Raw genomic sequence first — 25,432 nt, forward strand, 5'->3', positions numbered from 1 at the left:
CCCGCACCCCGCACCCCGCACCCCGCACCCCGCCAGGAGCTTCCCTTGCCCCTCCGGCGGCTTCCTTCTTCTTCCCGAGGCTTCGATGCCCGTTTCCTTCCTCGTGGATAACCGGGAAGGAGCAGCTCGTACAGTCGTCGCATGGCCCGTGTTGTGGTGATCGGCGCCGGTGTGGGCGGGCTGGCGGCCGCGGCCCGGCTCGCCGCCACCGGGCATGACGTGACGGTCTGCGAGCAGTCGTCGCGGACCGGAGGCAAGCTCGGCTGGTACGAGCGCGATGGGTTCGGCTTCGACACCGGTCCGTCCCTGCTGACCATGCCCGRCGTGTTCGAGGACCTGTTCACCGCGACCGGCGGGCCGTTGCGCRGCGAGGTGGAGCTGCGTCGGCTGGACCCGATCGCGTCCTACCGGTTCGCCGACGGCACGACGCTCGCCGCACATGCCGACGACGACGCGTTCGTGGCCGAACTGGACGATCGGATCGCCCCCGGGTCGGGCGAGGACTGGCGGCGGCTCGCCGACCGGGCCTGCCGGGTCTTCGACGCCGCCGAAGGACCGTTCCTGTCCAGTCCCGTGTCGGCGACCGGGCTGGTTCGGCTCGCCTGGTCCGCACCCGGTGACATCGCCGCGATCGCGCCCGGCCGGAGCCTGCGCCGGCTGGGCCTGCGCTACCTGCGTGATCCCCGGCTGCGGATGATCCTGGACCGCTATGCCACCTACTCCGGGTCCGATCCCCGGCACGCCCCCGCCGCTCTGGTGTCGGTGGTCCACGCGGAACGGCGCTTCGGGGGCTGGTACGTCGCGGGCGGCCTGCGCCGCCTCGGGGATGCGCTCACCCGCCGCGCCGAGGAACGCGGCGTCCGGATCCTGCTCGACGCGCCGGTGCTGGCGGTGACCCGGACCCCCGGCGGCCGGGTCGACGGGGTCCGTCTCGCCGACGGTATCCGGCTGCCCGCGGACGTCGTCGTCGCGAACGCCGACGCGGCGGCGCTCTACGGCCGGCTGGTGAACGATCGGGTCGGCCGCCGGCGGCTGCGGCGGACTGTACCGTCGATGTCCGGCTTCGTGCTGCTGCTGGCCCTGACGGGTCGCACGCCCGGGCTGGGGCATCACACGGTCACCTTCCCCGCCGACTACGATGCCGAGTTCGATGCCGTCTTCGCGGGCCGGCTGGCGGCCGATCCCACTATCTATCTTGCCGCGCCCGCCGACCCGGCCTGCGCGCCGCCGGGCTGCGAGGCGTGGTTCATCCTGGTGAACGCGCCCCCGCATCGCGGCGCGGGCGGCCACAACGGCGCAGGCACCCTGGACTGGGACCGTCCCGGGCTCACCGACGGCTACGCCCGGCGCATCCTCGACGTGCTCGCCGCCCGCGGGTTCGACGTCCGCTCCCGGTTGCGCTGGTACGAGACCATCACCCCGGCGGATCTGGAACGGCGCACCGGGACGGTGGGCGGATCCATCTACGGTGGATCCTCGAACGGCGTGCGGGCGGCCTTCCTGCGGCCTCCGAACGCATCCCGGGTACCCGGCCTGTTCCTCGTCGGTGGGTCAACCCATCCCGGCGGCGGGCTGCCGCTCGTCGTGCTCTCCGCCGGCATCGTCGCCGGTCTCATCGGCCCGGCCTGACCCGGCGGTCAGGGCCGCGTGGACCGTGGCCGTGAGCTGAAGGAGGCCGATGGCGCAGACCGCCAGCGTCGCGGTCGTCGCGATACTCGCGGCGAGGTTCGCGAGGCCGGGCACCAGACCCGCTCCGAACGAGCCAACCGCGGCGATGATGATCCGGGTCGGCCGCTCCCCGACGGTCACCACACCGATCTCGTCGAAGCCGGCGTTGCCGGCCCGGGCCCGGGTGTACTCCAGCAGTCCCAGCATGCTGCCTGCCGCGATCACGAGGCCGCCGGGTGCGCCGAGACACCACAGGGCCAGCAGGTAGGCCAGGTCACCGCAGCGGTCCACGACGGAGTCCAGGACATATCCCCAGGCGCTCGCGCGTCGGGTGAGAATCGCCACCGCTCCGTCGAGGTTGTCGGCCAGGCCACTGAGCACGATCACCAGAGCCCCCAGCAGTGGCCACCGGCCACCGGCCACGGCCGGGGGAATCGCGAGGGCGGTGAGCACGGCCCCCCCGGCGGTCACCGCCGACGGGCGCACCCGGCGGGCGGCGAGCGGCCTGRCCAGCCAGTAGACCACCGTCAACCAGGCASGAACGAGCCATAGCCCGCGCGCCAGGTCGTAGCCGCCGTGCAGGGCCGACCATTGGGCAAGGTAGGTGTCCCGACCGGGTAGCGGGGTGCTCACGTCGTCCATCGTGCCCGTCGTCCATCCCGTTCCGCCATCCCGTTCCGCCCGGTACGGCCAGCGCCCCGCCCGGTACGCCGCCATCCGTCCGGTACGCCGTCTCGCGCTGGGACATGCTGGGACATAGAGTCTCGTCGTCCCCTACCGCGAGCCGTAGCGGCACCCTGCGTCCGGCCGGCGACCAAAACCGAAGGCGTCGATCGGTCACCGGACCGGCCCGAGGTGGGGAGACGCGGTGTCGGAGGAACAGCGGTGTCACGAGAGAACAGCGGTGCCACCCAGRCGTGGCGGGAGTGACGTGTCCGAACAGGTAGGCGGCGTAGTGGAGACCCTTGAGGACCTCGACCCGCGGGCGGTCTTCTCCGCCCATCGCGACCAGGTGATCCTTGCGGTACGGATCACCCCGATCTTCAACACCCTTGATCTCAGCCTGGTGACGGCGGTGGTGGACGCCGCCAACCAGGCCGGGTTCGCGCTGGTCCGGGAGCATTCGCTCCGCGACGAATGGCTGCTGTGCGTCTTCGATGCCTACGACGAGCACGACTGAGTGCCGGCCCGGYGGCATGAGCGCGGACGGGTCAGGCGAGCGGCCCACCCGTCATGCGCCACCGGGACACCCCGCGGATCGGCCACCCCGCGGACCGCGGCCGGCTATCGGACCGCCTGGTAGATCTCTCGGGTGGCGCTGGAGCGGTTGAGGGTGATGAAGTGCAGGCCCGGTGCACCGCCGTCCAGCAGGCGAYGGGACAACTCGGTCGCCACCTCGACCCCGATCGCCCGCACGGCCGCCGGGTCGTCGGCGACGGCCTGCAACCGGGAGGCCAGCRCCGGCGGGAAGGCCGCGCCGGACAGYTGCGCCATCCGGACGATCTGCGCGACGTTCGTCACCGGCATGATCCCAGGAATGATCGGCTTGTCGCAGCCCAGCCGGCGGACCCGGTCGACGAGACGGAAATAGTCGTCAGCGCCGAAGAAGAACTGGGTGATGGCGTAGTCCGCGCCGGCGTCGAACTTGCCCACCAGGTAGCGCGCGTCGCTGTCGAAGTCGACCGATCGTGGGTGCTTGTCGGGGAAGGCTGCCACGCCGACGCAGAAGCCGCCGACCGACCTCACCAGGCGCACGAGTTCGTCCGCGTGCCGCAGGCCCGCGGGATGGGCGGTCCAGGTGCCCTGCGGATCCCCTGGCGGGTCGCCGCGCAGGGCCAGGACGTTGCGCACCCCGACGCCGGCGTAGTTGCCGATGACCCGGCGCAGCTCGGCGACGGAGTGGTTGACCGCGGTGAGATGGGCGATCGGCGTGAGGGTGGTGTCGGTGGCGATCCGCTCGGTCACCCGGATCGTGCCCTCGCGCGTCGACCCGCCCGCCCCGTACGTCACCGAGACGAACGAGGGATGCAGCGCCTCGATCTGGCGCAGGGCCGTCCACAACTGCCGCTCGCCGTCCGGCGTCTTCGGCGGAAAGAACTCGAAGGAAAAGGACGCACGACCGGTGGCGAGGTACTCGCCCATCGTCGTGGGTTGCGTGCTCAGACTCCGGACCGCCGCCATGGCACGAGGGTAGACCGAGCGTGGCCACGATCGAAGACGGACCCCCGATCGGAARCACGACCGATCAGGCCCCGACAGCGGGCAGCAACATTTCCCCGGCGTGATCCCATGAATCCCCAGCGTGATCACGCGAGAGTCATGATCCGTCGATTCCACCAACGTGGGTGAGCAACCCGGCTGAAACGGGCTCGTTGGGCGGGACCAGCTGGGACAACCCAGATGGACGGTAGATGGACAAGAGACGTCAGATAGACAAGGGTCCCAGCGGCGCGGCGAGACCGACCCGTACCCGCCCGGACACGCTGCGCGCCACCACCTGGCACGCCGCGTGCGCCGACGGGGTCAGCTCCACGTCGGCCGCCCCGGGATCGGCGGTCTCCACCTCCACCCCGTACTCGCCGTCGGGCAGCATGACGGTGACCATGCCTGTCTCGCTCTGCGCCCGCACGCCGTCCGGCGGTTCGCTGAAGTGCAGGTTGACGTCGCCGTCCCGGCTGCGCGCGGCGACCGGACCGCGCGTGAGCTCCCGCCCGGCGATGGTGCCATCGCGGGTGACCAGGGACAGTTCACCGCCTACCCCCCACAGCGTGATTTCRCCGGCGAGCACCTCGGCCCGCACCCGGACCCGTGGCGGCACGGTCAGCCTGACCCGCACGTCGCTGGCCCGGCCGTCGATCCGCAGCGTGCTCCCGGCCCTCGTGAGCACGGGTACGGACCGACCGGGACGACGCCGCACGGTCAGCGCGACGTGCACGTCCTCGCGGTCCCGCCCGGAGATCTCGACGCGGCCGGYGGCCACCAGARCCTCCACGGCGTCGATACCGTCGACAGTGTGAGTCAGCTCCGCGGGTGGCAGCCGCAACAGGGTCAATCCGCCCAGTGCGGCGGCGACCAGCAGAACGGCGACCACGACGACGGCGGTGTCGAACACGGGCACACCGCACGGTACCCCGGGCGCCGGCCAATCCCCGGCCACACCACGGTGCCGGACCACACCACGGTGCCGGACCACACCACGGTGCCGGACCACACCACGGTGGATGTGCGCCGGCGGGTCTCCGCCGTGTTGCGGCGCTTCGCCGGTTCGCGCGGAGCGCTCCTGCGCGGAATCGACGACGATCTGATCCCGTTCGTCCGTATCGCCACCGAATTTCTGCTGGCGGAGGGCAAGCGGTTGCGTCCCGCCTTCTGCTACTGGGGGTGGCGGGGCGCGGGCGGCCCGGACTGCGACGAGATTGTGACCGCCGCCGCCGCCATCGAGCTGCTGCACGCCTGCGCGCTGATCCACGACGACGTCATGGACGCCTCCGACACACGGCGCGGCAGGCCGGCCGCGCACCGGCGCTTCTCCCGGGTCCACCGGACCGCCGGCTGGCGGGGTGATCCCGCCGACTTCGGCCGCTCGGCCGCGATCCTGCTCGGCGATCTGTTCCTGGCCTGGGCCGACGAACTGCTCGCGGCCAGCAGGATGCCACCCGAGGCGTTGGTCCGGGCCTGGCCCACCTACGGGCGGATGCGCAGCGAGCTGATGGCGGGGCAGTACCTCGACCTCGTCGGCCAGGCCGAGGCCGGTCCGCACGGCGGCCTCGATCCCGGGCGGGCGGTCCGCATCGCCCGGTACAAGACCGCCGGTTACACGGTGGTCCGTCCCCTGCAGCTCGGCGGTCTGCTCGCGGGCGCGCCGCCGGACCTGTTGGCGGCCTATGCGGCGTTCGGCCTGCCGCTCGGCGAGGMGTTCCAACTCCGCGATGACCTCCTGGGCGTGTTCGGCGATCCGGCGGTGACGGGAAAACCCACCGGGGAGGATCTGCGTGACGGGCGGCCCACTGGCCTGCTGGCGCTCGCGCTGACCCGTGCGCAGCCGGCCGCGGCGGCCCGGCTGCGCACGCTGATCTCCCCGCCGGTCCGGCGCGCCGGGCACCCTGAGGATGCGGGACAGCCCGAGAATCCCGGGTATTCCGGGGGACCCGGATGTTCCCCGGGATTCGGGCCCACCGAGAACCCCGCGGCCCGCGCCGCCCGGGTCGCCGAGGCCCGCGACATCATCGCCGCAAGCGGAGCGGTGGCCGCCGCCGAGGAACGGATCGCCGCCCGGACCGCCACGGCGGTCGAGGCGGCCCGACGGGCGGATCTGGACGTCACAACCCTCGCCGCCCTGACGGAACTCGCCATGGCAGCGACTTCGCGATCACATTGAGCAACCGACCACATCGGGTAACCGCACCATCGACAGGGAAGTCCATCGACCAGGAAGCAGGTGGCAGGTGCGCACGGTGACCGGAGCGACGGATCACGTCGTCATCGTCGGGGCCGGTCTCGCYGGTCTGTCGGTCGCGCTGCRCCTGGTCGGAGCCGGCCGGCGGKTGACGGTGCTCGAGCGGGATGCGACCCCCGGCGGTCGGGCCGGCCTGCTCRCACTGGGCGACTATCGTTTCGACACCGGACCGACCGTCCTGACCATGCCCGAGCTGATTGCCGACGCCCTGGACTGTGTCGGGGAGGATCTCGACCGCTGGCTGTCACTGACCCGGCTCGACCCGATGTACCGGGGGTTCTTCGCCGACGGTTCGTCGCTGGACATCCGCGCCGACCCCGCCGACACCGCACAGGAGATCCGGGCGCTGTGCGGCCCGGCGGAGGCGGCCGGCTTCGAGCGGTTCGTCGGAATCGTCACTGCAATGTTCCGCACCCAGCTGCGCCACTTCATCGACGCGCAGGTCGACTCCCCGCTGTCGTTGCTGCGCCCGCAGCTCGCCCGGCTGGCCGCCCTCGGCGGCTTCCGCCGGCTCGACACCGTCGTCGGCCGCCATCTACGGGACCCGCGGACCCGGCGGATGTTCTCCTTCCAGGCGATGTACGCCGGGCTCGCCCCGCACGACGCACTGGCCCTCTATGCCGTCATCTCCTACATGGACTGCGTCGCCGGGGTCTACCACCCGGCCGGCGGCATGCACGCCGTCGCCGAGGCGCTGGCCGGCGCCGCGGCCAAACACGGTGCCACCCTGCGCTACGAGACCACGGTGACGCGGGTGGAGGTGCGGGGCGGCCGGGCGGTCGCGGTGCACACCGCGGCGGGGGAGCGCATCGGCGCCGACGTGGTGGTGCTCAACCCCGACCTGCCGATCGCCTACACCGAACTGCTGCCTCCCTCGACGGCGCCGGCCCGCCTGCGCCGCCTGCGGTACTCGCCCTCGTGCTTCCTCCTGCTGGCTGGGGCGCGCGTGGAGTACCCGCACACCGCGCATCACACCATCCACTTCGGCCGGGCCTGGCGGTCGACCTTCCGCGAGATCATCGATCGCGGCGAGCTGATGAGCGACCCGTCCTTCCTCGTCACCACCCCCTCACGCACCGAACCCGCGATGGCCTCGGCCGGCGGCCACACGTACTACGTGCTCTTCCCCACACCCAACCTCACCGCCCCGCTCGACTGGTCGGTGCTGCGCTCGCGCTACCGCGACGAGGTGGTCGCCACCTGCGAACGCCACGGCTACCGAGGCTTCGGCGACGCCATCGAGGTGGAGCAGGTCACCACGCCCGCCGACTGGCGGGCCCGCGGGATGGCGGCGGGCGCCCCGTTCGCGGCGGCCCACACCTTTCGCCAGACCGGTCCGTTCCGCCCCTCGAACCTGGCCCCGGGCCTCGCGAACGTCGTGTTCGCCGGCAGCGGCACCCGGCCCGGCGTCGGGGTCCCGATGGTCCTCATTTCCGGCCGGCTGGCCGCGGAGCGGATCCTCGGCGCTGACCGGGGTTACCGTTCCCGCGCCCTGTGCTGACCCGTGACGCACCCCGGCAGCCCGACAGCCCGACAGCCCGGTGCCCCGGTGCCCCGGTGCCCCGGTGCCCCGAACATTTCCCACCGCCGAGAAGTTGCTGAAGAGCGGCTTAGAAGAGGCTTCCGGCCAGGCCGTGCCGAGTCCTTTGGCACCCTGTTCCACGATGCGGCTGGGACAATGCTGCCATGGACGAAGGGCACAGCCCGGCCGGCCTCGCCGTACCGGACACCACGTCGGACGCGGCGCTGCTCGAACGCGCCCTGTTCGAGATCAAAAAAGTGATCGTCGGACAGGACCGGATGGTCGAACGTATGCTCGTCGCCCTGCTCGCCCGGGGCCACTGCCTGCTGGAGGGCGTGCCCGGGGTCGCGAAGACGCTGGCCGTGCAGACCCTCGCAACCGTCGTCGGCGGTTCGTTTGTCCGCATCCAGTTCACCAACGACCTCGTGCCCTCCGACATCGTCGGTGCCCGCATCTACCGGGCGAGTCAGGAGGCGTTCGRCGTCGAGCTCGGCCCGGTCTTCGCGAACTTCGTGCTCGCCGACGAGATCAACCGGGCACCCGCGAAGGTGCAGTCGGCGCTGCTGGAGGTGATGTCGGAGAAGCAGGTCTCGCTCGGCGGGGTCACCCACCGGCTTCCCGAGCCGTTCCTGGTACTGGCCACCCAGAACCCGATCGAATCCGAGGGTGTCTACCCGCTACCGGAGGCGCAGCGGGACCGGTTCCTGATGAAGGTCAACGTCCCCTACCCGAACCCGGCGGAGGAGCTCGAGATCGTCCGGCGGATGGGCACCTCGCCACCGCTCCCCGAGCGGGTCCTGACCCCGCAGGCGCTGACCCGGCTGCAGACCCGAGCCGACGAGGTGTTCGTCCATCACGCCATCATCGAGTTCGCCGTCCGGCTGGTGCTCGCCACCCGGTCCCCCGGCGAGGCGGGTCTACCCGAACTCGAGGGCCACCTGGCCTACGGAGCCTCGCCGCGCGCCTCGCTCGGACTGGTCGCGGCGGCCCGCGCGCTCGGCCTGCTGCGCGGGCGCGACTACGTCGTACCCGACGACGTCGCCGCGGTCGCCCTGGACGTCCTGCCCCACCGCCTGGTGCTCTCGTACGAGGCGCTGGCCGAGGGGCTGACCGCGGACGCGATCGCCGCCCGGATCCTGGGCGTGGTCCCGCAGCCTCAGGTGGCGCCCCGCCAGCAGGGCCCCCACTACCCCACCGGTCCGCATGCCGGCGGGTGGGGGACGAACCCGCGTTCGGGCTTCCCGGAATACCTCGACCAGGGTGCGTCCGGATGACGGACCCCGCGGACCGGCTCCGGGCCGGCTCCGTGTCGGCGACCGATCCGGCGGTGGAGCGGACCCTGCGCCGGCTCGAACTGACCGTGCTCCGCCGTCTCGACGGCATGCTCCTCGGCGATCATCTCGGGCTGCTGCCCGGTCAGGGCAGCGAGAAGGCCGAGAGCCGCGAGTACGCCGTCGGTGACGACGTGCGCCGGATGGACTGGGCCGTCACGGCCCGGACCACCGTCCCCCACGTCCACGATCTCATCGCCGACCGGGAGCTCGAGACCTGGGCGCTGGTGGACCTCACCGCCAGCACCGAGTTCGGCACCGGTACCTGGCAGAAGCGTGATCTGGCGATTGCCGCCACGGCCGCGGTCGGCTTCCTGACCGCCCGCACCGGCAACCGGATGGGCGCGATCGCGCTGACCCAGGCCGGTCCACGGGCGATCCCGGCCCGGCCCGGCCGGGACGGGCTGCGGGCGCTGCTGCACACGCTCATCACCGCGCCTCGCGGCGCGCACGACCGGCCCCGCCGCCGGCCCGATCCGGCGGCGGCCACCGACCTCGCCGCGGCGGTGGAGGGCCTGCTGCGCCCGCCGCGCCGCCGGGGGCTCGCGGTCGTCGTCTCCGACTTCCTGTCCACCGACCTGCGCTGGGAACGGCCGCTGCGGGTGCTCGCGGCGCGGCATCAGGTGCTCGCCATCGAGATCGTTGACCCGCTCGAGCTGACCCTGCCACCGGTCGGGCCGCTGCCCGTCGTCGACGCCGAGACGGGGGCGTTCGTCGAGGTCCCGACGTCGTCGCGGCGGTTGCGGGAACGTTACGCCGCGGCCGCCGTCGCCCACCGCAGCGCGGTCTCGCTGGCGTTGCGCCGGGTCGGCGCCGACCATCTGGTCCTGCGCACCGACTCGGACTGGCTGGTCGACATCGTCCGGTTCGCCTCGGCGAACCGGCGCGGCCGGGGAGCCGGCCGCCGCCCGCCCGTGGGTCGGACCGACCAGGGTGGCACGGCGGCGCCCGCCACCAGTCGGGCAGGCACCAGTCGGGCAGGCAGCCGGTGAGCTTCCTGGCCGGGCACTGGCTGTGGCTGTACCTGGGGGTCGGCGCGTTGCTGATCTCCTATGTCGTGGTCTCGGCGCGGCGGCGGGTGTATGCCGCCCGGCTGTCGTCGACGTCGCTGCTGTCCTCGGTGCTTCCCCGCCGACCGCAGTGGTGGCGCCGTCACGTCCCGGCGGCGCTGCTGCTGCTCGCCCTCGCCGGGTTGGTGTTCTCCCTGGCGCGACCGGCGCGGGCCGAGCGGGTTCCCCGGGAACGCGCGACGATCATCCTGGCGATCGACGTCTCCAACTCGATGGCGGCCACGGACATCGCCCCGACCCGGCTGGCGGCCGCCAAGCAGGGCGCCTCGGCATTCGTCGACCAGCTCCCTCCCCGTATCAACCTCGGGCTGGTCTCGTTCGCCGGCAGCGCGACGGTCCTGGTGCCCGCGTCCGCCGACCGCGAGTCGGTCCGCGCCGGCATCCACGGCCTGCAGCTCGGTCCCGCGACCGCCGTCGGCGAAGGAATCTTCGCCTCGCTCCAGGCGATCACCACCGCCGGCAAACGGTTCTCCGACACGGGGCAGAGCGCGCCTCCGGCCGCCATCGTGCTGCTCTYCGACGGGGAGACCACCCGTGGGCGGCCGAACAACCAGGCGATCGAGGCGGCGCGGCAAGCCCGTATCCCGGTGGACACCATCGCCTACGGCACCGCCGACGGAACGCTCGACGTCGGCGGCCAGGAGGTGCCGGTGCCGGTCAACGAACAGGCGCTCCGTGACATCGCGGAGCAGACCGGCGGCTCGTACCATCGTGCCACCTCCGGCGACGAACTGCGTTCGGTCTACCGGGGGCTCGGTAGCTCGATCGGCTACCGGACCGAATACCGGGAGGTCACCACCTGGTTCCTCGGGCTGTCCCTGGGGCTGGGATTCGCCGCGGCGGCGACGTCCCTGGCGTTCACGTCCCGGCTTCCCTGAGGGGATCGACGCCGACGAGGGGGTCAACCGGACGCCCCGGGGCAGGTCGACCCCGATCGGGCGGGAGCCGTCGCTATCCGCCTCGCTGGGTGGCTACGCTGACTAACGTGGGGCAGCTCGACGCGGCCGGAATCATCGATCCTCGACTACGTTCCTCCTATGCGCGGGCCCGGGCGCTCAATGCCGCCCACGGCCGCACGTACTACCTGGCCACCCTGCTGCTGCCAGGGTGGAAGCGGCCCCACGTCCACGCGCTGTACGGCTTCGCCCGCTACGCGGACGAGATCGTCGACGATCTCGACTCCACGCTGACCGAGGCCGAGCGGGCGCGCTGGCTGCACGAGTGGGGCAGCCGGTTCCTTGCGGCGCTACGGGCGGGGACACCCGCCGTTGACGTCGGCACCGAGATGGCCGGCACCGGGAGGGACCGGCACCGCGCGGAGGTCTCGGTGCTGCCCGCGGTGGTCGACACCATTCACCGCTTCAAGATCGATCCGGACCACTTCGCGGCGTTCCTGGCCTCGATGGCGATGGACCTCACCGTGACGGAGTACGCGACCTGGGACGAGCTGACCGTCTACATGCACGGATCGGCCGCGGTGATCGGCCTGCAGATGGTGCCGATCCTCGAGCCAGTGGACGACAGCGCCCTGCCCTATGCCCGCGACCTGGGGATGGCCTTCCAGCTCGCCAACTTCATCCGCGACGTCGGCGAGGATCTGCGGCGCGGCCGCGTCTATMTGCCCCGGACTTCGCTGGACCTGTTCGGGGTCACCCGGGAGCAGCTGGCCGCCGGCGTCGTTGACGGGCCGGTCCGCCGGCTGCTGGCCTTCGAGATCAGCCGGGCGCGGGAGCTGTTCCGCGCCGCCGAGCCCGRCATCCGCCTGCTGCACCCAACCTCACGCGACTGCCTGCGGACGGCGTTCGTCCTCTACCGGGGCATCCTCGACGAGGTCGAGCGCGCCGACTACCGGGTGCTCGAACGCCGCGTGTCAGTCGGGCTCCCGCGCCGGCTGGCGGTCGCCGGACCCGCCCTGGTCCGGGCCGTCCGGGCGCGTCGCGGCCAGGGCCACGGGATGCCTCAGATCAGCTCACGGCCCCCCAGGTAGGGCCGCAGCACTTTGGGAACGCGTACCTCGCCGTCGGCGGTCTGGAAGTTCTCCAGCAACGCCGCCAGCAGCCGTGGGGTCGCCACGGCGGTGTTGTTGAGCGTGTGCGCAAAACGCACGGTGCCGTCGGTGTCGCGGTAGCGCAGGTTCGCCCGGCGCGCCTGCCAGTCGTGCAGCGTCGAGCAGCTGTGCGTCTCGCGGAATCGACCGAGCGAGGGGAACCAGGTGTTGATGTCGTTCATCCGGAACTTGCCGACGCCCATGTCCCCGGTGGCGCATTCGACGACCTCGTAACACAGCCCGAGGTCGGACAGGATCCGCTCGGCAGTGGCCAGCAACTCGGCATGCCAGCGGGCCGACTCGGCCTCGTCAGCGGCGCACAGCACGAACTGTTCGACCTTCTCGAACTGGTGGACGCGCAGCAGACCGCGGACGTCCCGGCTGGCGCTGCCGATCTCCCGGCGAAAGCACGGCGAGATGCCGGCGTAGCGGATCGGCAGGCGGCCCACATCGAGAATCTCCCCGGCATGCAGGYCGACAAGAGCCACCTCGGCAGTCCCCGCCAGGTAAAGGTCGTCGGCGGGGATCGCATAGATCTCCTCGCGGGCCTTGGGTAGCATCCCGGTGCCGACGAGCGGCTCCTCCCGGACCAGGGCGGGCACCGACACGGGGGTGAAGTCCAGCCCGCGCAGCAGGTCGAGCGCATAGGAATGCACCGCGCGCTCCAGCATGACCATGTCACCGACGAGGGCGTACGCCCGCTCCCCCGCGACCCGCCGGGCCCGGGCGAACTCCGCCCACCCTCGTTTCTCGGCCAGTGCCGTGTGGTCGAGCGGGGTGAAGTCGAACTCCGGCGGCTCGCCGACGGTCCGCAACACCACGTTGGCCGACTCGTCGGCTCCCACCGGCGCACCCGACCACGGGATGCCCGGCACCAGCAGCATCAGCTCGGACAGCCGGCCCCCGGTTCGGGCCAGCTGCTCGCGCAGGTCCTTCAGCTGGCGGTCGAACGCCTCGTGCTCGGCCCGCAGCTCGGCCCGCCGGGCCGCGTCGGCCCCGGCGAACTGCTTCGCGAAGCTCTTGCGCCGAGCCTGCGCCTCGTCCACCTCGAACTGCAGTTTGCGATTGTCCCGGTCGAGCTGCAGCAGTTCATCGACATCCAGATCAATGCCTTTGGCCGCGACCGCGTCTTTCACGGCCTGCGGATTCTCCCGGATAAAGCGCTTATCGAGCATGGAATCGCGTCAGCCTCTGATCGGTACCGCATTGTGCTTTGCGGTAACGCTACCAGCCGTCCGGCCCGCGCACCGGTCCGCTCCCGGCCCGGCGGGCACCCGCCCCGGCAGGCACCATGCGGGGCGATCCGCCGCTCACCGGTTACGGTGCACAGACCACACCAGAACCAGACCACACCAGAACCAGCAGACCGCATCAGAAGCGAGGGAGGCCGGCGACGGTGGCCAGTTCAAAGGAGCGACGTCAACGCGAGCTCGCCGAGGCCCGGGCGGCCCGGCAGGCGCAGCGGCGCCGGCTCGCCCATCGCCGTCGTCAGCAGCGGCTCGCGATCGTCGCCGGATTCATCGCGATCGTCGTCGCGGCATCGACGATCGCCGCGATCCTGCTCACCGGCAAGGACGACCAGCCCGACGTGGCCGCCGCCGGTGCCGCGACGACACCCACCGCGACCGCACCCACCGCGACCGCACCCACCGCGACCGCACCGACACCATCGGCCGCCCCCCGTCAGACCAGCAGGGTCGGGCAGTGCACCTACACCTCCAACGGGGAGGCCCCGGCCCGCGGCGCCACCCTGCCGGCGGCCGCGGCCACCGTCGACACGTCCCCGGCGACAATGGTGATCATCACCGACGCCGGCACCATCACGGCCGCCTTGGACGCCCAGAAGGCACCATGCACGGTGCACGCCCTGCGCACGCTCGCCGACGCCAGGTACTTCGACGGCACCACGTGCCACCGCCAGACCGGGGGGGCCGACGCAGGCATCTCGGTCCTGCAGTGCGGCGATCCCACCGGAACCGGCAACGGCGGCCCGGGGTACGGGTACGCCAACGAGAATACCCAGGGCGTGACCTACGACCGAGGCGTGCTGGCGATGGCGCACAGCCAACTGCCGGACAGCAACGGCAGTCAGTTCTTCATCAACTACCAGAACCCGACCCCGCAGGGCGCGGCGGCGCTCGCCGGCAATTACACCGTCTTCGGGAAGATCACCAAGGGACTCGACGTGCTCGACAAGCTCACCGGGCCCGGCGTCGAGGGCGGCGGCTCCGATGGTGCCCCGGCGAGCAAGCCGAAGATTCTTTCGATCACGATCACCCAGGGCGGCTGACCCGCCGGTCAACCGGCCCAGCGGCGGATGGTGTCGATGCGGGCCTGGAGCTGCGCGGCGGTGGCCTGGCCGCTCGGCGGACCGCCACAGGTCCGGCGCAGCTCGGCGTGGATCATCCCGTGCGGTTTGCCCGTGCGGTGGAAGTGTGCGCCGACAAGCCGGTTCAGCTCCTTGCGCAGCTCGCCGATCACCTCGTGCACGGGCCGGGTGGCCGCCTCGACCGCCGGCTGCACGCCCTCGCGGGCCGGCGGGACGACCGGCGAATCCGCGGCACGGGCAGCGGCACGGCGCGTGGCGGCCTGCTGGGCGGCCTGCTGGGCGGCCTCCCGCTGGCGCAGCAGAACCGCGACCTGATCGGGCTCCAGCAGGCCCGGCAGGCCCAGGAAGTCCTCCTCCTCGATGGACCCGGGGGCCGCCGGGGTGCCGAACTCGCCGCCATCGAAGATCACTCGGTCGAGATGGGCCGAGGATCCCAACGCCGTGAACAAGGTGTCCGGCTTGTCGGGGATGTCCTTGCGCCGGTTGGCGTCCCGCAGCGCGTCGTCGTCGAAGGCGTCCGGATCGCGCGGGGACTTCTCCAGGGCGTGGTCCCGCTGGACCTCCATCTCGCCAGCCAGCGCCAGCAGGGACGGCACGCTCGGGAGGAAGACCGACGCCGTCTCCCCGCGACCGCGGCCCCGAACGAACCGCCCGACGGCCTGGGCGAAGAACAGCGGGGTTGACGCCGAGGTCGCATAGACCCCGACCGCCAGGCGAGGCACGTCCACGCCCTCACTGACCATCCGTACCGCCACCATCCACCGGTCGGCCGACCGGCGAAAGTCATCGATCTTGGTCGACGCGGTCGGGTCGTCGGAGAGGATCAGCACGGGCGAGGTGCCGGTGATCCGGGTGAGCAGCGCGGCGTAGGCGCGCGYGGCCGCGTGATCCGTGGCGATGACCAGCCCGCCCGCGTCGGGCATGCCGCCGGCCCGCACCTGGGACAGCCGGGTGTCGGCGGAGGCGAGCACCGCCGGCATCCAGTCCCCGCCCGGGTCGAGCGCGGTGCGCCACGCGGCGGCGGTCTGCTCGTTGGTGAGCGGCTCCCCGAGTCGGGCGCTCAGTTCCGCGCCGGCACTGGTCCGCCAGGTCATCTCGCCCGAGTAGGCGAGGAAGAGCACCGGGCGGACAACCCCGTCGCGCAGCGCCTMGRCATAGCCGTAGKAGGAGTCCGCGATGCTGCGCATCACCCCGTCGGGGCCCGGCAGGTAGGTGACGAAAGGGATCGGGTTGACGTCGGAGCGAAACGGAGTACCAGTCAGGGCGAGGCGACGCGCGGCCGGGGTGAACGCCTCCCGGATCGCCTCACCCCATGACAGCGCGTCGCCGGCGTGGTGGATCTCGTCCAGGACGATCAGGGTGCGACGCGCGGCGGTCCGGGCACGGTGCAGGGCCGGATGCGCCGCCACCTGGGCGTAGGTCACGGCGACACCGGTGTAGTCGGAGGATGTCGCCCCGGCCGAGTTGCGGAAGTCCGGATCGAGGTCGACACCAACCTCCGCCGCGGCCACGGCCCACTGGCGTTTGAGGTGCTCGGTGGGCGCGACGACGGTGATCCGACTGATCTCGCCGGCAGTGAGAAGGTCGGCGGCCACCTGCAGGGCGAAGGTCGTCTTCCCGGCGCCCGGGGTGGCGACCGCCATGAAGTCCCGGGCGCCCGACGACGACCGTGACCGGTAGATCTCCAGGGCCGCACGCTGCCACGCGCGCAGCGGTCGGGCTGGTGGAACGGGACGTCGTGGACGAGGGCTTCGGTCGAGGGGGCCGGCTCTCACGCCATCACACTCTAGAAGGCGGCACTCGGCGAAGACGCTGGCGGCCGCAGGCGCGTCGGGATGACCACACTTTTGCCGTGGATGGTCCCGAAGGGACCACGCCCGAGCATGACCGTCTTATCTCACAGAGGGTTAAGCTCCTGGAGTCAACCGATTGACTTCGGAGGCCCCGATGCAGCTCACGACCGGTCCTTCGGCAGTTCCCCGCGCACCGGTGGCCTCCGCGCCAACACCTGAGGTATCCGGTGGTGACAGGACGCCCACCACCCGCACACCCAACACCCGCACACCCAACACCCGGCTGCGACTGAGTCGGGAGGAACGGGGCTGGTCGCAGGAACGGCTCGCCACCGAGATCCGTCGGTTCTCCGTCATCCACGAGGGTCGCGAGGCCGGGGTGACCGGCAACATGATCTGCAAGTGGGAGAAGGGCGACAAGAAACCAAGCCTGCGTTATCAGCGGTTGTTGCGGGCGCTATTCGGCCGGTCGTCGGCGGAGCTCGGTTTCGTGGATGACGAAGCGCTTCCCGCCGCCGTCGGAGCACTGCGGGGCGGAACCGGTCAGGGTACGGCCGTCGCCGCGTCGATGAACCTTGAACAGGCGGCCTGCGAGACGGGCGCCGCGGGCACACTCGTACTTCACCCCGGCACCGACATGATCGACACGAACGGTATTCCCGTGGAACGTCGGGACTTTCTCCGGCTCTTCGCCGCGGCGGGCGGCGTCGCCGTCGTGCCCATGAACGGCGTCACGGACACCCCGCCCTGGGAGCGCCTCTCGGCGGCGCTGCGTCGCCGTAGCACGGTGACCCCRGAGCTCGTCAACGAGCTGGGCCAGCTCACCGCGGGGCTGTACGGCTTAGAGGAACGCGTTCCCGCCCGGATCCTGATACAGCGGGTCACCGGGCATCTGAGCAGGCTCAGTCAGCTGCTGGAGACCACGAGCCGGTCCCCGGTGCGCCGTGAGCTGACCTCCACCGCCGGGGAGACGGCGGCGCTCGCCGGATGGCTCTCGTTCGACATGAACGACCTGCCCGCGGCCGTCGCCTACTACCGGGTGGCCATCGAGGCCGCCCGCGAGGCCGATGACCACGCCCTGTGGGCCTGCGTACTCGGTTACGAGAGCTACCAGACCGCCAGCCGTGGCCGCCACGACCAGGCCTGCGCGCTGCTCGGTGAAGCCCAGCGGCGAGCCGCCACGGGCAGCACGGTGATGACCAGGGCCTGGCTGGCTGCCCGGGAGGCCGAGGAGCAGGCCGCTCGCGGCGAGGGCCGGGCGGCGCTGGCCGCCCTCGACCGTGCCCAGGATGCCTTCGACCGGGGTGAGAGCGACGGGGACCGGGTCTGGACGCAGTTCTTCGACCGGGGCCGGCTCGATGGCCTGAAGGTCACCACCTACACGCGGCTACGGCGACCCGCCGCGGCCTACGCCGCCGCCACCGAGGCACTGCGGGCGGCCGCTCCCGGTGCGACGAAGAAGCGGTCGTTGCTGATGAGCGACATCGCGGAGGTGCACATCCAGCGGCGGGAGATCGAGGCGGCCTGCCACTTCGCGGCCGAGTCCCTCGCGATCGTGCTCCAGACGGACTTCTCGCTGGGCCTGGCCCGTATCCGCCGCGCCCGGGAGCACCTGCGGCCCTGGCAGCACACCCAGGCCGTGCGCGAGTTCGACGAGCAGCTGCGGGCACTCACCTGACGGTGGGTGCCGTCTCGGCGCTGATCCAGCCCAGATAGTCGGCATGGCCGGCGACGATCGGCGTGGCAATGATCTCGGGATTTTCGTAGGGGTGGAGGACCACGAGCCGCTCATGTAGCTCATCGAATCGTTCGGTGGTCGTTTTCGCCAGACAGAGCCATTCCTCGGCCTGCTCGATCTGGCCCTTCCAGCGGTAGGTGCTGCTCATCGGTCCGATCACCTGGAAACAGGCGACCAGACGCGCCTCCACCAGGATCCTACMGATACGGTCAGCGCTTTCCCGGGAGTCGATACTCACGATGACCTGAAGGTGACCCACGCGCACTCCCATCTCTAAAACGATGGATACGCAAGATACCCTACATCGATCAGTGGCGGTAGCCGTTGAATTTACGGCGTCCGGTAGGATGGTCCGTATTCTCCGCGTGACATTCCACCCGGATCCACCCGGAATGGGCGGTTCAGTCGCAAGCCGTTTACCGCCGGTTGATCGGGAGGGTACATTCCGGCGCGGAAAGGCCACGCTGGGCGCAAGAGACAGCACCCCACGCCGGCCGGAGAAGACCGGCCTGCTCCCGTAACCAGCCTGGTCTCACCCACCGGTTGGTCCTACCGCTGCCGCGGTCCCCCGCCCGGGTCGGTGCCACCGCCGCCCTGCGCTGGCTTCACCCGTCCCCGGCGGGCGCGCCGTGAGCCGACGACCCCTGGGTCTGGCACACGCGGTAGCAGTCGTAGACACCGCCGACGCCGCGCACGGCGCCGAGCACCTTGTCCAGTTGCTCCGGCCCGGTGACCTCGATCGTGAAACGCGCATGCGCGACCCGATCATCGGATGTGGTCGTCGAGGCCGCGCGGACGGACGCCGAGATCTCCGAGAGCACCTCGGTGATGTCCGCGAGCAGCCCGTAGCGGTCGAACGCCTCGACGGCGATCTCCGCGGGAAAAATCTGCGCCTGTGGTGCCGACCAGGTCGCCACCGCGACGCGCTCGCGGTCCGACCCCGCCTCGGTGGCGTTCATGCACTCCCGGCGGTGCAGAGACACGGTGCTGCCGTGCGTCGCGAAGCCGACGACCACGTCTCCGGGCAGCGGAAGGCAACATCGCGCCAGCCTCGCCGGCACCCGACCACCCACCCCGTCGTCTGCCACGGCCGCGAGGCTGGGCATCCCACGCCGGGCGATCGGACGGGTCGGCGACGGCAGGCCCGACGAGGCGCCGTCCGCGCCGCCGGCGGTCCGCGCCCCGCCGCCGCTCCCGGACCGGGTGGTCGTGACGCCCGGCTCGGCCGCCCCGGCGGCGGTGTCCCTGCGCTGCCGGGCCAGCCGGCGCCGGATACGTACCCGGGCCCGGGAGGTCCTGACGAAGTGCAACCAGTCCTCCGACGGTCCCGCGCCGGGGAGGTTGGAGGTCAGGATCTCGACGACGTCGCCGTTGCGCAGCCGGGTATGCAACGGGACGAGCCGACCGTTGACCCGGGCGCCGATCGCCCGGTGCCCGATGTCGGTGTGCACGGCGTAGGCGACGTCCACCGGGGAGGACCGGGCCGGCAGTGCGAGCATCCTGCCCTTGGGCGTGAACGCCAGCACCTCGTCGGCATCCAGGTCTGAGGACAGCGACTCGAGGAACTCGTCCGAGTCGACCTCCTCCTGCCAGTCCAGCAAGCTGTGCAACCAGGACAGGCCCTCCAGGCGGGCGCCGTCCGCGCCGGGGCCGACCGGTCGGGCGACGATCCCGGTCTCGGCCAGCCGGTGCATCGACGGCGTCCTGATCTGGATGTCGAGGGAGCGGCCGGCGCCGTCGGTCACCGTCGTGTGCAGGGACTGGTACATGTTGAACTTCGGGGTAGCCACGAAGTCGCGCAGCCTGCCGGGCACCGGTCGCCACAGGGCGTGGATGACACCCAGCGCCGCGTAACAGTCCGTCACCTCGTCAACGAGCACGAGGACGCGGACGAGGTCGGTGTAGTCCTGGACGGGCCGGTTGCGCTCCTGAGCCCGCTTGTAGATCGAGAACAGGTGGCTGACCCGGATGGAGACGGCGCCGTCGATGCGAGCCCCYGCGAGCCCGGCTCGCAACCGTGCCACCAGCGCCGCGACGGTTCCGGCCGCGCGCTCAGCGGCGGTGAACTCGTCCACCGTGGCGGCAATCCGGGCGTGCTCGGCGGGATGGAGCACGGCGAACGCCCGGTCCTCCAGCTCTCGCTTGATCACACTGACGCCGAGCCGGTGGGCCAGCGGGGCCAGGACCTCGAGCGTGACCCGGGAGATCTTCACCTGTTTGGGAGGGGACATGAAGGCGAGCGTGCGCATGTTGTGCAACCGGTCCGCGATCTTGATGACCAGTACTCGGTAGTCCCGGGCCAAGGCCACGATCAGCTTGCGCAGCGTCTCGGCCTCCGCGGCCTCCCCGAACCGCATCTTGTCCAGCTTGGTGACACCGTCGACGAGGTTGGCCACCTCCGCGCCGAACTCCTGGGTGACGGAGTCGAGGGTGTACCCGGTGTCCTCGACCGTGTCATGCAGCAGGGCAGCGATCAGGGTAGTCGTGTCCACCCCCAGCTCCGCGAGGACCTCGGTGACGGCGAGGGGATGGCTGATGTACGGATCCCCGCTGCGCCGCATCTGACCGGCGTGCAGCCGCTCGGCGACGCCGTAGGCGTGCACCAGCAGGCCGATGTCGGCGCGCGGATGATAGTCGCGATGCGCCTCGACGATGTCACGCAGCTCCGGCGGCACCTGGGACATCCGCGGTGTCGCCATCCGCCGGGCCAGGTGGGCGAGACGCACGCTCGCCTGCCGGGCCGCCGACAGGGCCCGGGAGGCCTCGTCGGCACCRCCGTCGGCCCGGGACAGCGCGGGGGTCAGACCGCCGCCGGCCGGCAGACCCGCACCCACGGTCTCAGCATCCACGGCACCCCCCTGATTCGACCCGTTAGACCTGTACGCCCGAGGTAACGCGGAAACAGCCGTATACGCCCTCGATGGCACGCACCGCACTCAGGATGTGCCGGAGATGCTTGGCGTCTCCCATCTCGAACGTGAAGCGGCTGACCGCCACCTGATCCCGTGTGGTGGCCACCGACGCCGACAGGATGTTCACGTGCCGGTCGGACAGTACCCGGGTGACATCCGAAAGTAGTTTGGTACGGTCCATCGCCTCGACCTGGATCACGACGAGGAACACCGAGCCCGACGACGGCGCCCACTCGACCTGGACCGTGCGGTCGTGCGGCCCGCCGCGCAGCCCCGACAGGTTGGAGCAGTCCGTCCGGTGGACCGACACGCCCTTGCCCCGGGTGRCGAAACCGGCGATCTCGTCGCCGGGCATGGGGGTGCAGCAGCGGGCGAGCTTCGTCCACACGTCGGGAGCACCGGTGACGAGCACCCCCGCCTCCCCGGTCGAGCGACGCAGCGTGCGGATCGGCAGCTCGGTCTCACCCGCGTCCTCCTCGGCCCCCTCCGGACCGCCGAGGGCCACGAGCAGCCGCGAGACCACCAACTGGGCGCTGACGTGGTTCTCCCCCACGGCCGCGTAGAGGGCGGCCACGTCGGCGTAGCGCAGGTCCTTGGCCAGGTTCAACAGCGCGTCCCCGCTCATCAGGCGGGACAGCGGCAGGCCGTGGCGGCGCATCGCGCGGCCGATCGCGTCGCGGCCGGCGACGATCGCGTCCTCCCGGCGCCCACGGGCGTGCCACTGGCGGATCTTCGTCCTGGCCCGCGACGAACGGACGAACATCAACCAGTCCTCGCTCGGGCCGGCCGAATGGGCCCGCGAGGTGAAGATCTCGACCGCGTCGCCGTTGTCCAGCGGGGTGTCCAGGGCCGCGAGACGGCCGTTGATCCGGGCCCCGACGCACTGGTGGCCGATGTCGGTGTGCACCGCGTAAGCGAAGTCCACCGAGGTCGACCCGGCAGGCAGCGGGATGACGTCGCCCTTGGGGGTGAAGACGAAAACCTCGTCGGTCTCGGCGGCGAACCGCAGGCTGTCGAGGAACTCTCCCGGGTCCGCGGTCTCCCGCTGCCWGTCGAGCACCTGACGCAGCCAGGTCATGAGGTCCGCATCGGGTCCGCCCTTGCGCCGACCGGCCCGCCCGCCCTCCGGGGTCCCCGCCGAGGGCCGGGCCGCAACCCCGTCCTCCTTGTACTTCCAGTGCGCGGCAATGCCGTACTCGGCCCGGTTGTGCATCGCGTGCGTGCGGATCTGCAGCTCGACCGGTTTGCCCTCGGGACCGATGACCGTCGTGTGCAAGGACTGGTACATGTTGAACTTGGGCATCGCGATGTAGTCCTTGAACCGGCCGGGAATCGGCTTCCAGGTCGCGTGCACGGTACCCAGCGTGGCATAGCAGTCCCGGACCGAGTCGACCAGGACGCGGATGCCGACCAGATCATAGATGTCGTCGAAGGAACGGCCGCGCACCACCATCTTCTGGTAGATCGAGTAATAGTGCTTCGGCCGCCCGGAGACGACCGCCTTGATCCGCGCGTCCCGCAGGCCGACCTGTACCTGCCCGATCACCTCAGCCAGATAGACGTCCCGGCTCGGGGCCCGGTCAGCGACCAGCCGGACGATCTCGTCGTACCGTTTCGGATACAACGCGGCGAACGAGAGGTCCTCCAGCTCCCACTTCAACGAGTTCATGCCGAGCCGGTGGGCGAGCGGGGCGTAGACCTCGAGCGTCTCCCGAGCCTTGCGTTCCTGCTTGTGCTCGGGCAGAAAGCGCAGGGTACGCATGTTGTGCAGGCGGTCGGCGAGCTTGACCACCAGCGCGCGTGGGTCGCGGGCCATCGCGACGACCATCCGGCGGATGGTCTCCGCCTGGGCCGCCTCGCCGACCTTGACCCGGTTGAGCTTGCTGACCGCGTCGACGATGAGCGCGATATGGTCACCGAAGGTGTCCCGGATTGCATCGACGGTAAGCGTCGTCTCCTCGAGGGTGTCGTGCAGCAACGCCGCGGACAGCGTCGCGGTGTCCATCCCCAGATCGGCGAGGATGCTCGCGACCGCGATCGGATGAGTGATGTACGGGTGGCCGGAGAAGCGCACCTGGCCGGCGTGCGCGGCGTCGGCGACCTCGAACGCCTGCTGCACCTGGGCGATGTCGGCGCGCGGGTGGTTCGCGAGCAGCCCACGCAGCACCGGGTCGAGAGCCGAGGGAGGCGTCGCCCGGTGCGTCGCAAGGCGGGAGAGCCGACCGCGTACCCGACGCGGCAGCGGCGGCGACTCGTGCCCCAACCGGGGGACGACCGGGGAACCGTCCTCGGGACGCCGTCCCATGCCGACCGCGGTGACCAGCTCGGACCCCCCCGGGGATCCACCCGGCGGCTCCTGCCCGCGGACGTCGCCACCATCCGCAGCCGGCGGCTGTGCCGGCCCGTGGACTGCCGGCCCGTGGACTKCCGGCCCGTGGACTGCCGGCCCGTGGACTGCCGACTCACGCGCCGCCGATCCGGCGGTGGCCCGCGCGGCATCGCCCACCGGCCGGGGCTCCCGGAAGGGAGTGACGGYGGGCTGCGAAACTCCGGTGGTCACCGGCGCTGCCTCGGGCACGGACCGCTCCTGCGTAAGGACTAGACACCGAGCCTAACGCCGCACTGGTCAGAAGCCTTCCGCGGACCTCGCCCGGGCGAGGTCAAATCGTCAGAAGGGAGACGACATCGAGCGGCGCGACCCGATCACGGCCCGGTAGGAAGGACAGCTCCATGAGGACCGCCAGCCCCACGACCTCCCCGCCACCAGCCGCGAGCAGGCTGTGTGCGGCGGCCGCGGTGCCACCGGTGGCCAACACGTCGTCAACGAGCAGGACCCGGTCGCCGTCGTGCACCGCGTCGGCGTGGATCTCGATCGTGGCGGCGCCGTACTCCAGGTCGTAGGAGGCGCTTCGGGTCGGCCCCGGCAGCTTGCCCTGCTTACGGATCGGCACGAGGCCGGTGCCCAGCCGGTCCGCGACCGGCGCGGCTAGCAGGAAGCCCCGCGCCTCGATGCCGGCGATCGTGGTGGCCCCCAGCGCCCGGGCCGCGTCCGCCAGCGCACCGATGACCACCCCGAAGGCGGTCGGCGTCGCGAGCAGCGGGGTGATGTCTTTGAACACGACCCCTGGCTGCGGCCAGTCGGGAATGTCGCGGATGTGGCCACGCAGGACCTCGGCGACCGCGTCGTGCGCGGCGGACCGCTGCGGTGCGTCGTCGATGCTCGTCATCGTGCCGCTTCTCCCACCTTCAGGGTCGTCTGGACTTCAGGGTTGCCCGGACATCAGGATCGTCCCGACATCAAGATCGTCCGGAGATCCGCGGCCACCCGATCGGAGCCCCGCCCAGATCCGCGCGGCCGGCGACCTGGCTCACCGGCGTTTCTTACCGCTCGGCCGTCCGCGCCGCCCGGGTTTGCGCCCCGCGGCGCGCCGGGCAGGGGGCGCGCCCGACGGTCGTCGGGCGGCACCGCCCAGGTTCGCCCCGGCCGGAACCGGTTCACGCGCGCCGGAGACGGGAGCGTCCTCACCCCAGCCGGCCGGATCGACCGCCGCGCCGGCGGGAACAGCCGTGYCCGGCACACCCGCGGCGGCCCGGACCCGCCTGGCGCGCTCACGGGCGACCCGCGCATCCAGCGCCCGCACGGCGGGATCGCCGCGCYTGAGGTCGACGAGCAGCGGCGTGGCAAAGAACAGGGAGGAGTATGTACCGGAGGCGATACCGACGAACTGGGCGAGCGCGAGGTCCTTCAGCGTGCCGGCACCGAGCAGACCGGCGCCGACGAAGAGGAGGGATGCGACCGGGATGAGGGCGATGAGGGAGGTGTTCAGTGAACGCACCAACGTCTCGTTGAGCGCGTCGTTCGTCGCCTCCGCGTAGGTCCGCCGCGTCGACGTGCCCATGCCCGCGGTGTTCTCCCGCACCCGGTCGAACACCACCACCGTGTCGTACAGGGAGAATCCGAGGATCGTCAGCACGGCGATGACCGTCGACGGCGTCACCTCGAAACCTACCAGCGAGTAGACACCCATGGTGACGACGAGGTCGTGAACAAGAGCGGCCATCGCCGCGAGCGCCATCCTCCACTCGAACCGTACCGAGAGGTAGATCACGACGAGCACGAGGAAGACGGCCAGGCCCTGGAGGGCCTTGTTCGTGATCGTCGATCCCCAGGACGAGCCGACGGTCGACACGGCGATGTCGCGGTCCGGGTTCGACACCGAGAAGCGCTTGGCCAACGCGCCGGTCAGCTCACGGGTCTGGGCGTCGGAGAGGGTCGGCGTCTGGATCCGGAACTGGTGGGAGGTCTCCAGTTGCTGGACCACACTGTCCGCCGGGTCGAGCCCGATGCCGGACAGCGTGTCCTCGACCTGCGCGACGGTACCGCCACCGCTGGGYAGCTGGAAGACCGCGCCACCGGAGAACTCGATACCGAAGGTGAAGCCACGGAAGATCATGCTGATGATGCAGACGGCGACCACGACGCCGGAGACGGCATACCAGGCCTTGCGCCGGCCGACGAAGTCGACGTTGAAGTCGCTGCGGTAGATCCGCCCGACCAGTGCCATC

At 71.4% G+C, this 25,432-nt stretch carries 20 protein-coding genes; 10 read left to right on the forward strand and 10 right to left on the reverse strand.

The window, feature by feature from the left end:
• The first annotated feature begins 141 nt into the window (after positions 1–141).
• Positions 142–1,629, forward strand: a complete 1,488-nt coding sequence (gene crtI / locus Manayef4_RS21490) for a phytoene desaturase family protein (RefSeq protein WP_070133123.1) — start codon at positions 142–144, stop codon at positions 1,627–1,629.
• On the opposite strand, the gene Manayef4_RS21495 is transcribed toward crtI (Manayef4_RS21490), so the two are convergent.
• A complete protein-coding gene (locus tag Manayef4_RS21495) occupies positions 1,552–2,310 on the reverse strand; it encodes a CDP-alcohol phosphatidyltransferase family protein (RefSeq protein WP_254665784.1) in 759 nt (252 codons plus the stop codon). The genes crtI (Manayef4_RS21490) and Manayef4_RS21495 overlap by 78 nt on opposite strands.
• A 289-nt stretch (positions 2,311–2,599) precedes the next feature.
• Here Manayef4_RS21495 and Manayef4_RS21500 point away from each other — a divergent pair, with 289 nt between their 5' ends.
• Complete coding sequence (locus tag Manayef4_RS21500; RefSeq protein WP_011435832.1) at positions 2,600–2,848, forward strand: hypothetical protein; 249 nt, start codon at positions 2,600–2,602, stop codon at positions 2,846–2,848.
• A 104-nt stretch (positions 2,849–2,952) separates the two neighbouring features.
• Here Manayef4_RS21500 and metF read toward each other — a convergent pair whose 3' ends face one another.
• Both metF and Manayef4_RS21510 read right to left on the reverse strand, forming a co-directional pair.
• Complete coding sequence (gene metF / locus Manayef4_RS21505; protein ID WP_070133126.1) at positions 2,953–3,849, reverse strand: methylenetetrahydrofolate reductase [NAD(P)H]; 897 nt, start codon at positions 3,847–3,849, stop codon at positions 2,953–2,955.
• A gap of 244 nt (positions 3,850–4,093) precedes the next feature.
• A complete protein-coding gene (locus Manayef4_RS21510) occupies positions 4,094–4,780 on the reverse strand; it encodes a hypothetical protein (RefSeq protein ID WP_175443447.1) in 687 nt (228 codons plus the stop codon).
• 177 nt (positions 4,781–4,957) lie between these two features.
• On the opposite strand from Manayef4_RS21510, the gene Manayef4_RS21515 reads away from it, so the two are divergent.
• From Manayef4_RS21515 to Manayef4_RS21540, 6 genes are all read left to right on the forward strand, one after another.
• Positions 4,958–6,046 (forward strand): polyprenyl synthetase family protein, encoded by a 1,089-nt coding sequence (locus Manayef4_RS21515; protein ID WP_349257462.1) that lies wholly within the window; start codon positions 4,958–4,960, stop codon positions 6,044–6,046.
• Positions 6,047–6,113: 67 nt separating this feature from the next.
• Entirely contained in the window at positions 6,114–7,625 is a 1,512-nt protein-coding gene (gene crtI, locus Manayef4_RS21520) for a phytoene desaturase family protein (RefSeq protein WP_070133129.1), read from the forward strand.
• Positions 7,626–7,810: 185 nt separating this feature from the next.
• On the forward strand, positions 7,811–8,920 hold the full coding sequence (locus tag Manayef4_RS21525; protein ID WP_070133131.1) for a MoxR family ATPase: 1,110 nt from the start codon (positions 7,811–7,813) through the stop codon (positions 8,918–8,920).
• Positions 8,917–9,969 carry a DUF58 domain-containing protein gene (locus tag Manayef4_RS21530; protein ID WP_011435827.1) on the forward strand — a complete coding sequence of 351 codons (1,053 nt, stop codon included), beginning with the start codon at positions 8,917–8,919 and terminating at the stop codon, positions 9,967–9,969. Before Manayef4_RS21525 ends, Manayef4_RS21530 begins: the two co-directional genes overlap by 4 nt.
• The gene (locus tag Manayef4_RS21535; protein ID WP_070133132.1) at positions 9,966–10,925 is read left to right on the forward strand and encodes a VWA domain-containing protein; all 960 of its coding nucleotides are present in this window, start codon (positions 9,966–9,968) and stop codon (positions 10,923–10,925) included. Before Manayef4_RS21530 ends, Manayef4_RS21535 begins: the two co-directional genes overlap by 4 nt.
• A gap of 98 nt (positions 10,926–11,023) precedes the next feature.
• Positions 11,024–12,034 (forward strand): phytoene/squalene synthase family protein, encoded by a 1,011-nt coding sequence (locus Manayef4_RS21540; protein ID WP_254665789.1) that lies wholly within the window; start codon positions 11,024–11,026, stop codon positions 12,032–12,034.
• On the opposite strand, the gene serS is transcribed toward Manayef4_RS21540, so the two are convergent.
• Positions 12,007–13,269, reverse strand: coding sequence for a serine--tRNA ligase (serS, locus tag Manayef4_RS21545; protein ID WP_070133135.1), 1,263 nt, complete (start codon positions 13,267–13,269; stop codon positions 12,007–12,009). The two genes, Manayef4_RS21540 and serS, sit on opposite strands and share 28 nt — an antisense overlap.
• A 221-nt stretch (positions 13,270–13,490) precedes the next feature.
• On the opposite strand from serS, the gene Manayef4_RS21550 reads away from it, so the two are divergent.
• Entirely contained in the window at positions 13,491–14,384 is an 894-nt protein-coding gene (locus tag Manayef4_RS21550) for a peptidylprolyl isomerase (RefSeq protein ID WP_023840948.1), read from the forward strand.
• 8 nt (positions 14,385–14,392) lie between these two features.
• Here the strand turns inward: Manayef4_RS21550 and Manayef4_RS21555 are convergent, their stop codons facing one another.
• The gene (locus tag Manayef4_RS21555; protein ID WP_070133137.1) at positions 14,393–16,198 is read right to left on the reverse strand and encodes a DEAD/DEAH box helicase; all 1,806 of its coding nucleotides are present in this window, start codon (positions 16,196–16,198) and stop codon (positions 14,393–14,395) included.
• Between the two features lie 172 nt (positions 16,199–16,370).
• Between Manayef4_RS21555 and Manayef4_RS21560 the strand changes: the two genes are divergently transcribed.
• A complete protein-coding gene (locus Manayef4_RS21560) occupies positions 16,371–17,894 on the forward strand; it encodes a helix-turn-helix transcriptional regulator (RefSeq protein ID WP_011435821.1) in 1,524 nt (507 codons plus the stop codon).
• On the opposite strand, the gene cutA is transcribed toward Manayef4_RS21560, so the two are convergent.
• The 5 genes from cutA to secF all read right to left on the reverse strand — a co-directional run bounded on the left by cutA (position 17,887) and on the right by secF (position 25,431).
• Positions 17,887–18,213, reverse strand: coding sequence for a divalent-cation tolerance protein CutA (gene cutA, locus Manayef4_RS21565; protein ID WP_070133214.1), 327 nt, complete (start codon positions 18,211–18,213; stop codon positions 17,887–17,889). The two genes, Manayef4_RS21560 and cutA, sit on opposite strands and share 8 nt — an antisense overlap.
• A gap of 346 nt (positions 18,214–18,559) precedes the next feature.
• Positions 18,560–20,803: a RelA/SpoT family protein gene (locus Manayef4_RS21570; RefSeq protein ID WP_011435819.1), complete on the reverse strand. Its 2,244-nt coding sequence runs from the start codon at positions 20,801–20,803 to the stop codon at positions 18,560–18,562.
• Between the two features lie 22 nt (positions 20,804–20,825).
• A complete protein-coding gene (locus tag Manayef4_RS21575; RefSeq protein ID WP_083282619.1) occupies positions 20,826–23,444 on the reverse strand; it encodes a bifunctional (p)ppGpp synthetase/guanosine-3',5'-bis(diphosphate) 3'-pyrophosphohydrolase in 2,619 nt (872 codons plus the stop codon).
• 82 nt (positions 23,445–23,526) lie between these two features.
• Positions 23,527–24,093 (reverse strand): adenine phosphoribosyltransferase, encoded by a 567-nt coding sequence (locus Manayef4_RS21585; protein WP_011435817.1) that lies wholly within the window; start codon positions 24,091–24,093, stop codon positions 23,527–23,529.
• Between the two features lie 141 nt (positions 24,094–24,234).
• Positions 24,235–25,431, reverse strand: coding sequence for a protein translocase subunit SecF (gene secF / locus Manayef4_RS21590; protein ID WP_070133216.1), 1,197 nt, complete (start codon positions 25,429–25,431; stop codon positions 24,235–24,237).
• Between the last annotated feature and the right edge of the window lies 1 nt (position 25,432).

The sequence above is a fragment of the Frankia sp. CgMI4 genome, from assembly GCF_001756285.1.
GTDB classification, from domain to species: domain Bacteria; phylum Actinomycetota; class Actinomycetes; order Frankiales; family Frankiaceae; genus Frankia; species Frankia casuarinae.

Coding starts and splice junctions, on each gene's coding strand:
- Manayef4_RS21530 (WP_011435827.1), top strand. CDS start 8,917: ATGACGGACCCCGCGGACCGGCTCCGGGCCGGCTCCGTGTCGGCGACC.
- Manayef4_RS21585 (WP_011435817.1), bottom strand. CDS start 24,093: ATGACGAGCATCGACGACGCACCGCAGCGGTCCGCCGCGCACGACGCG.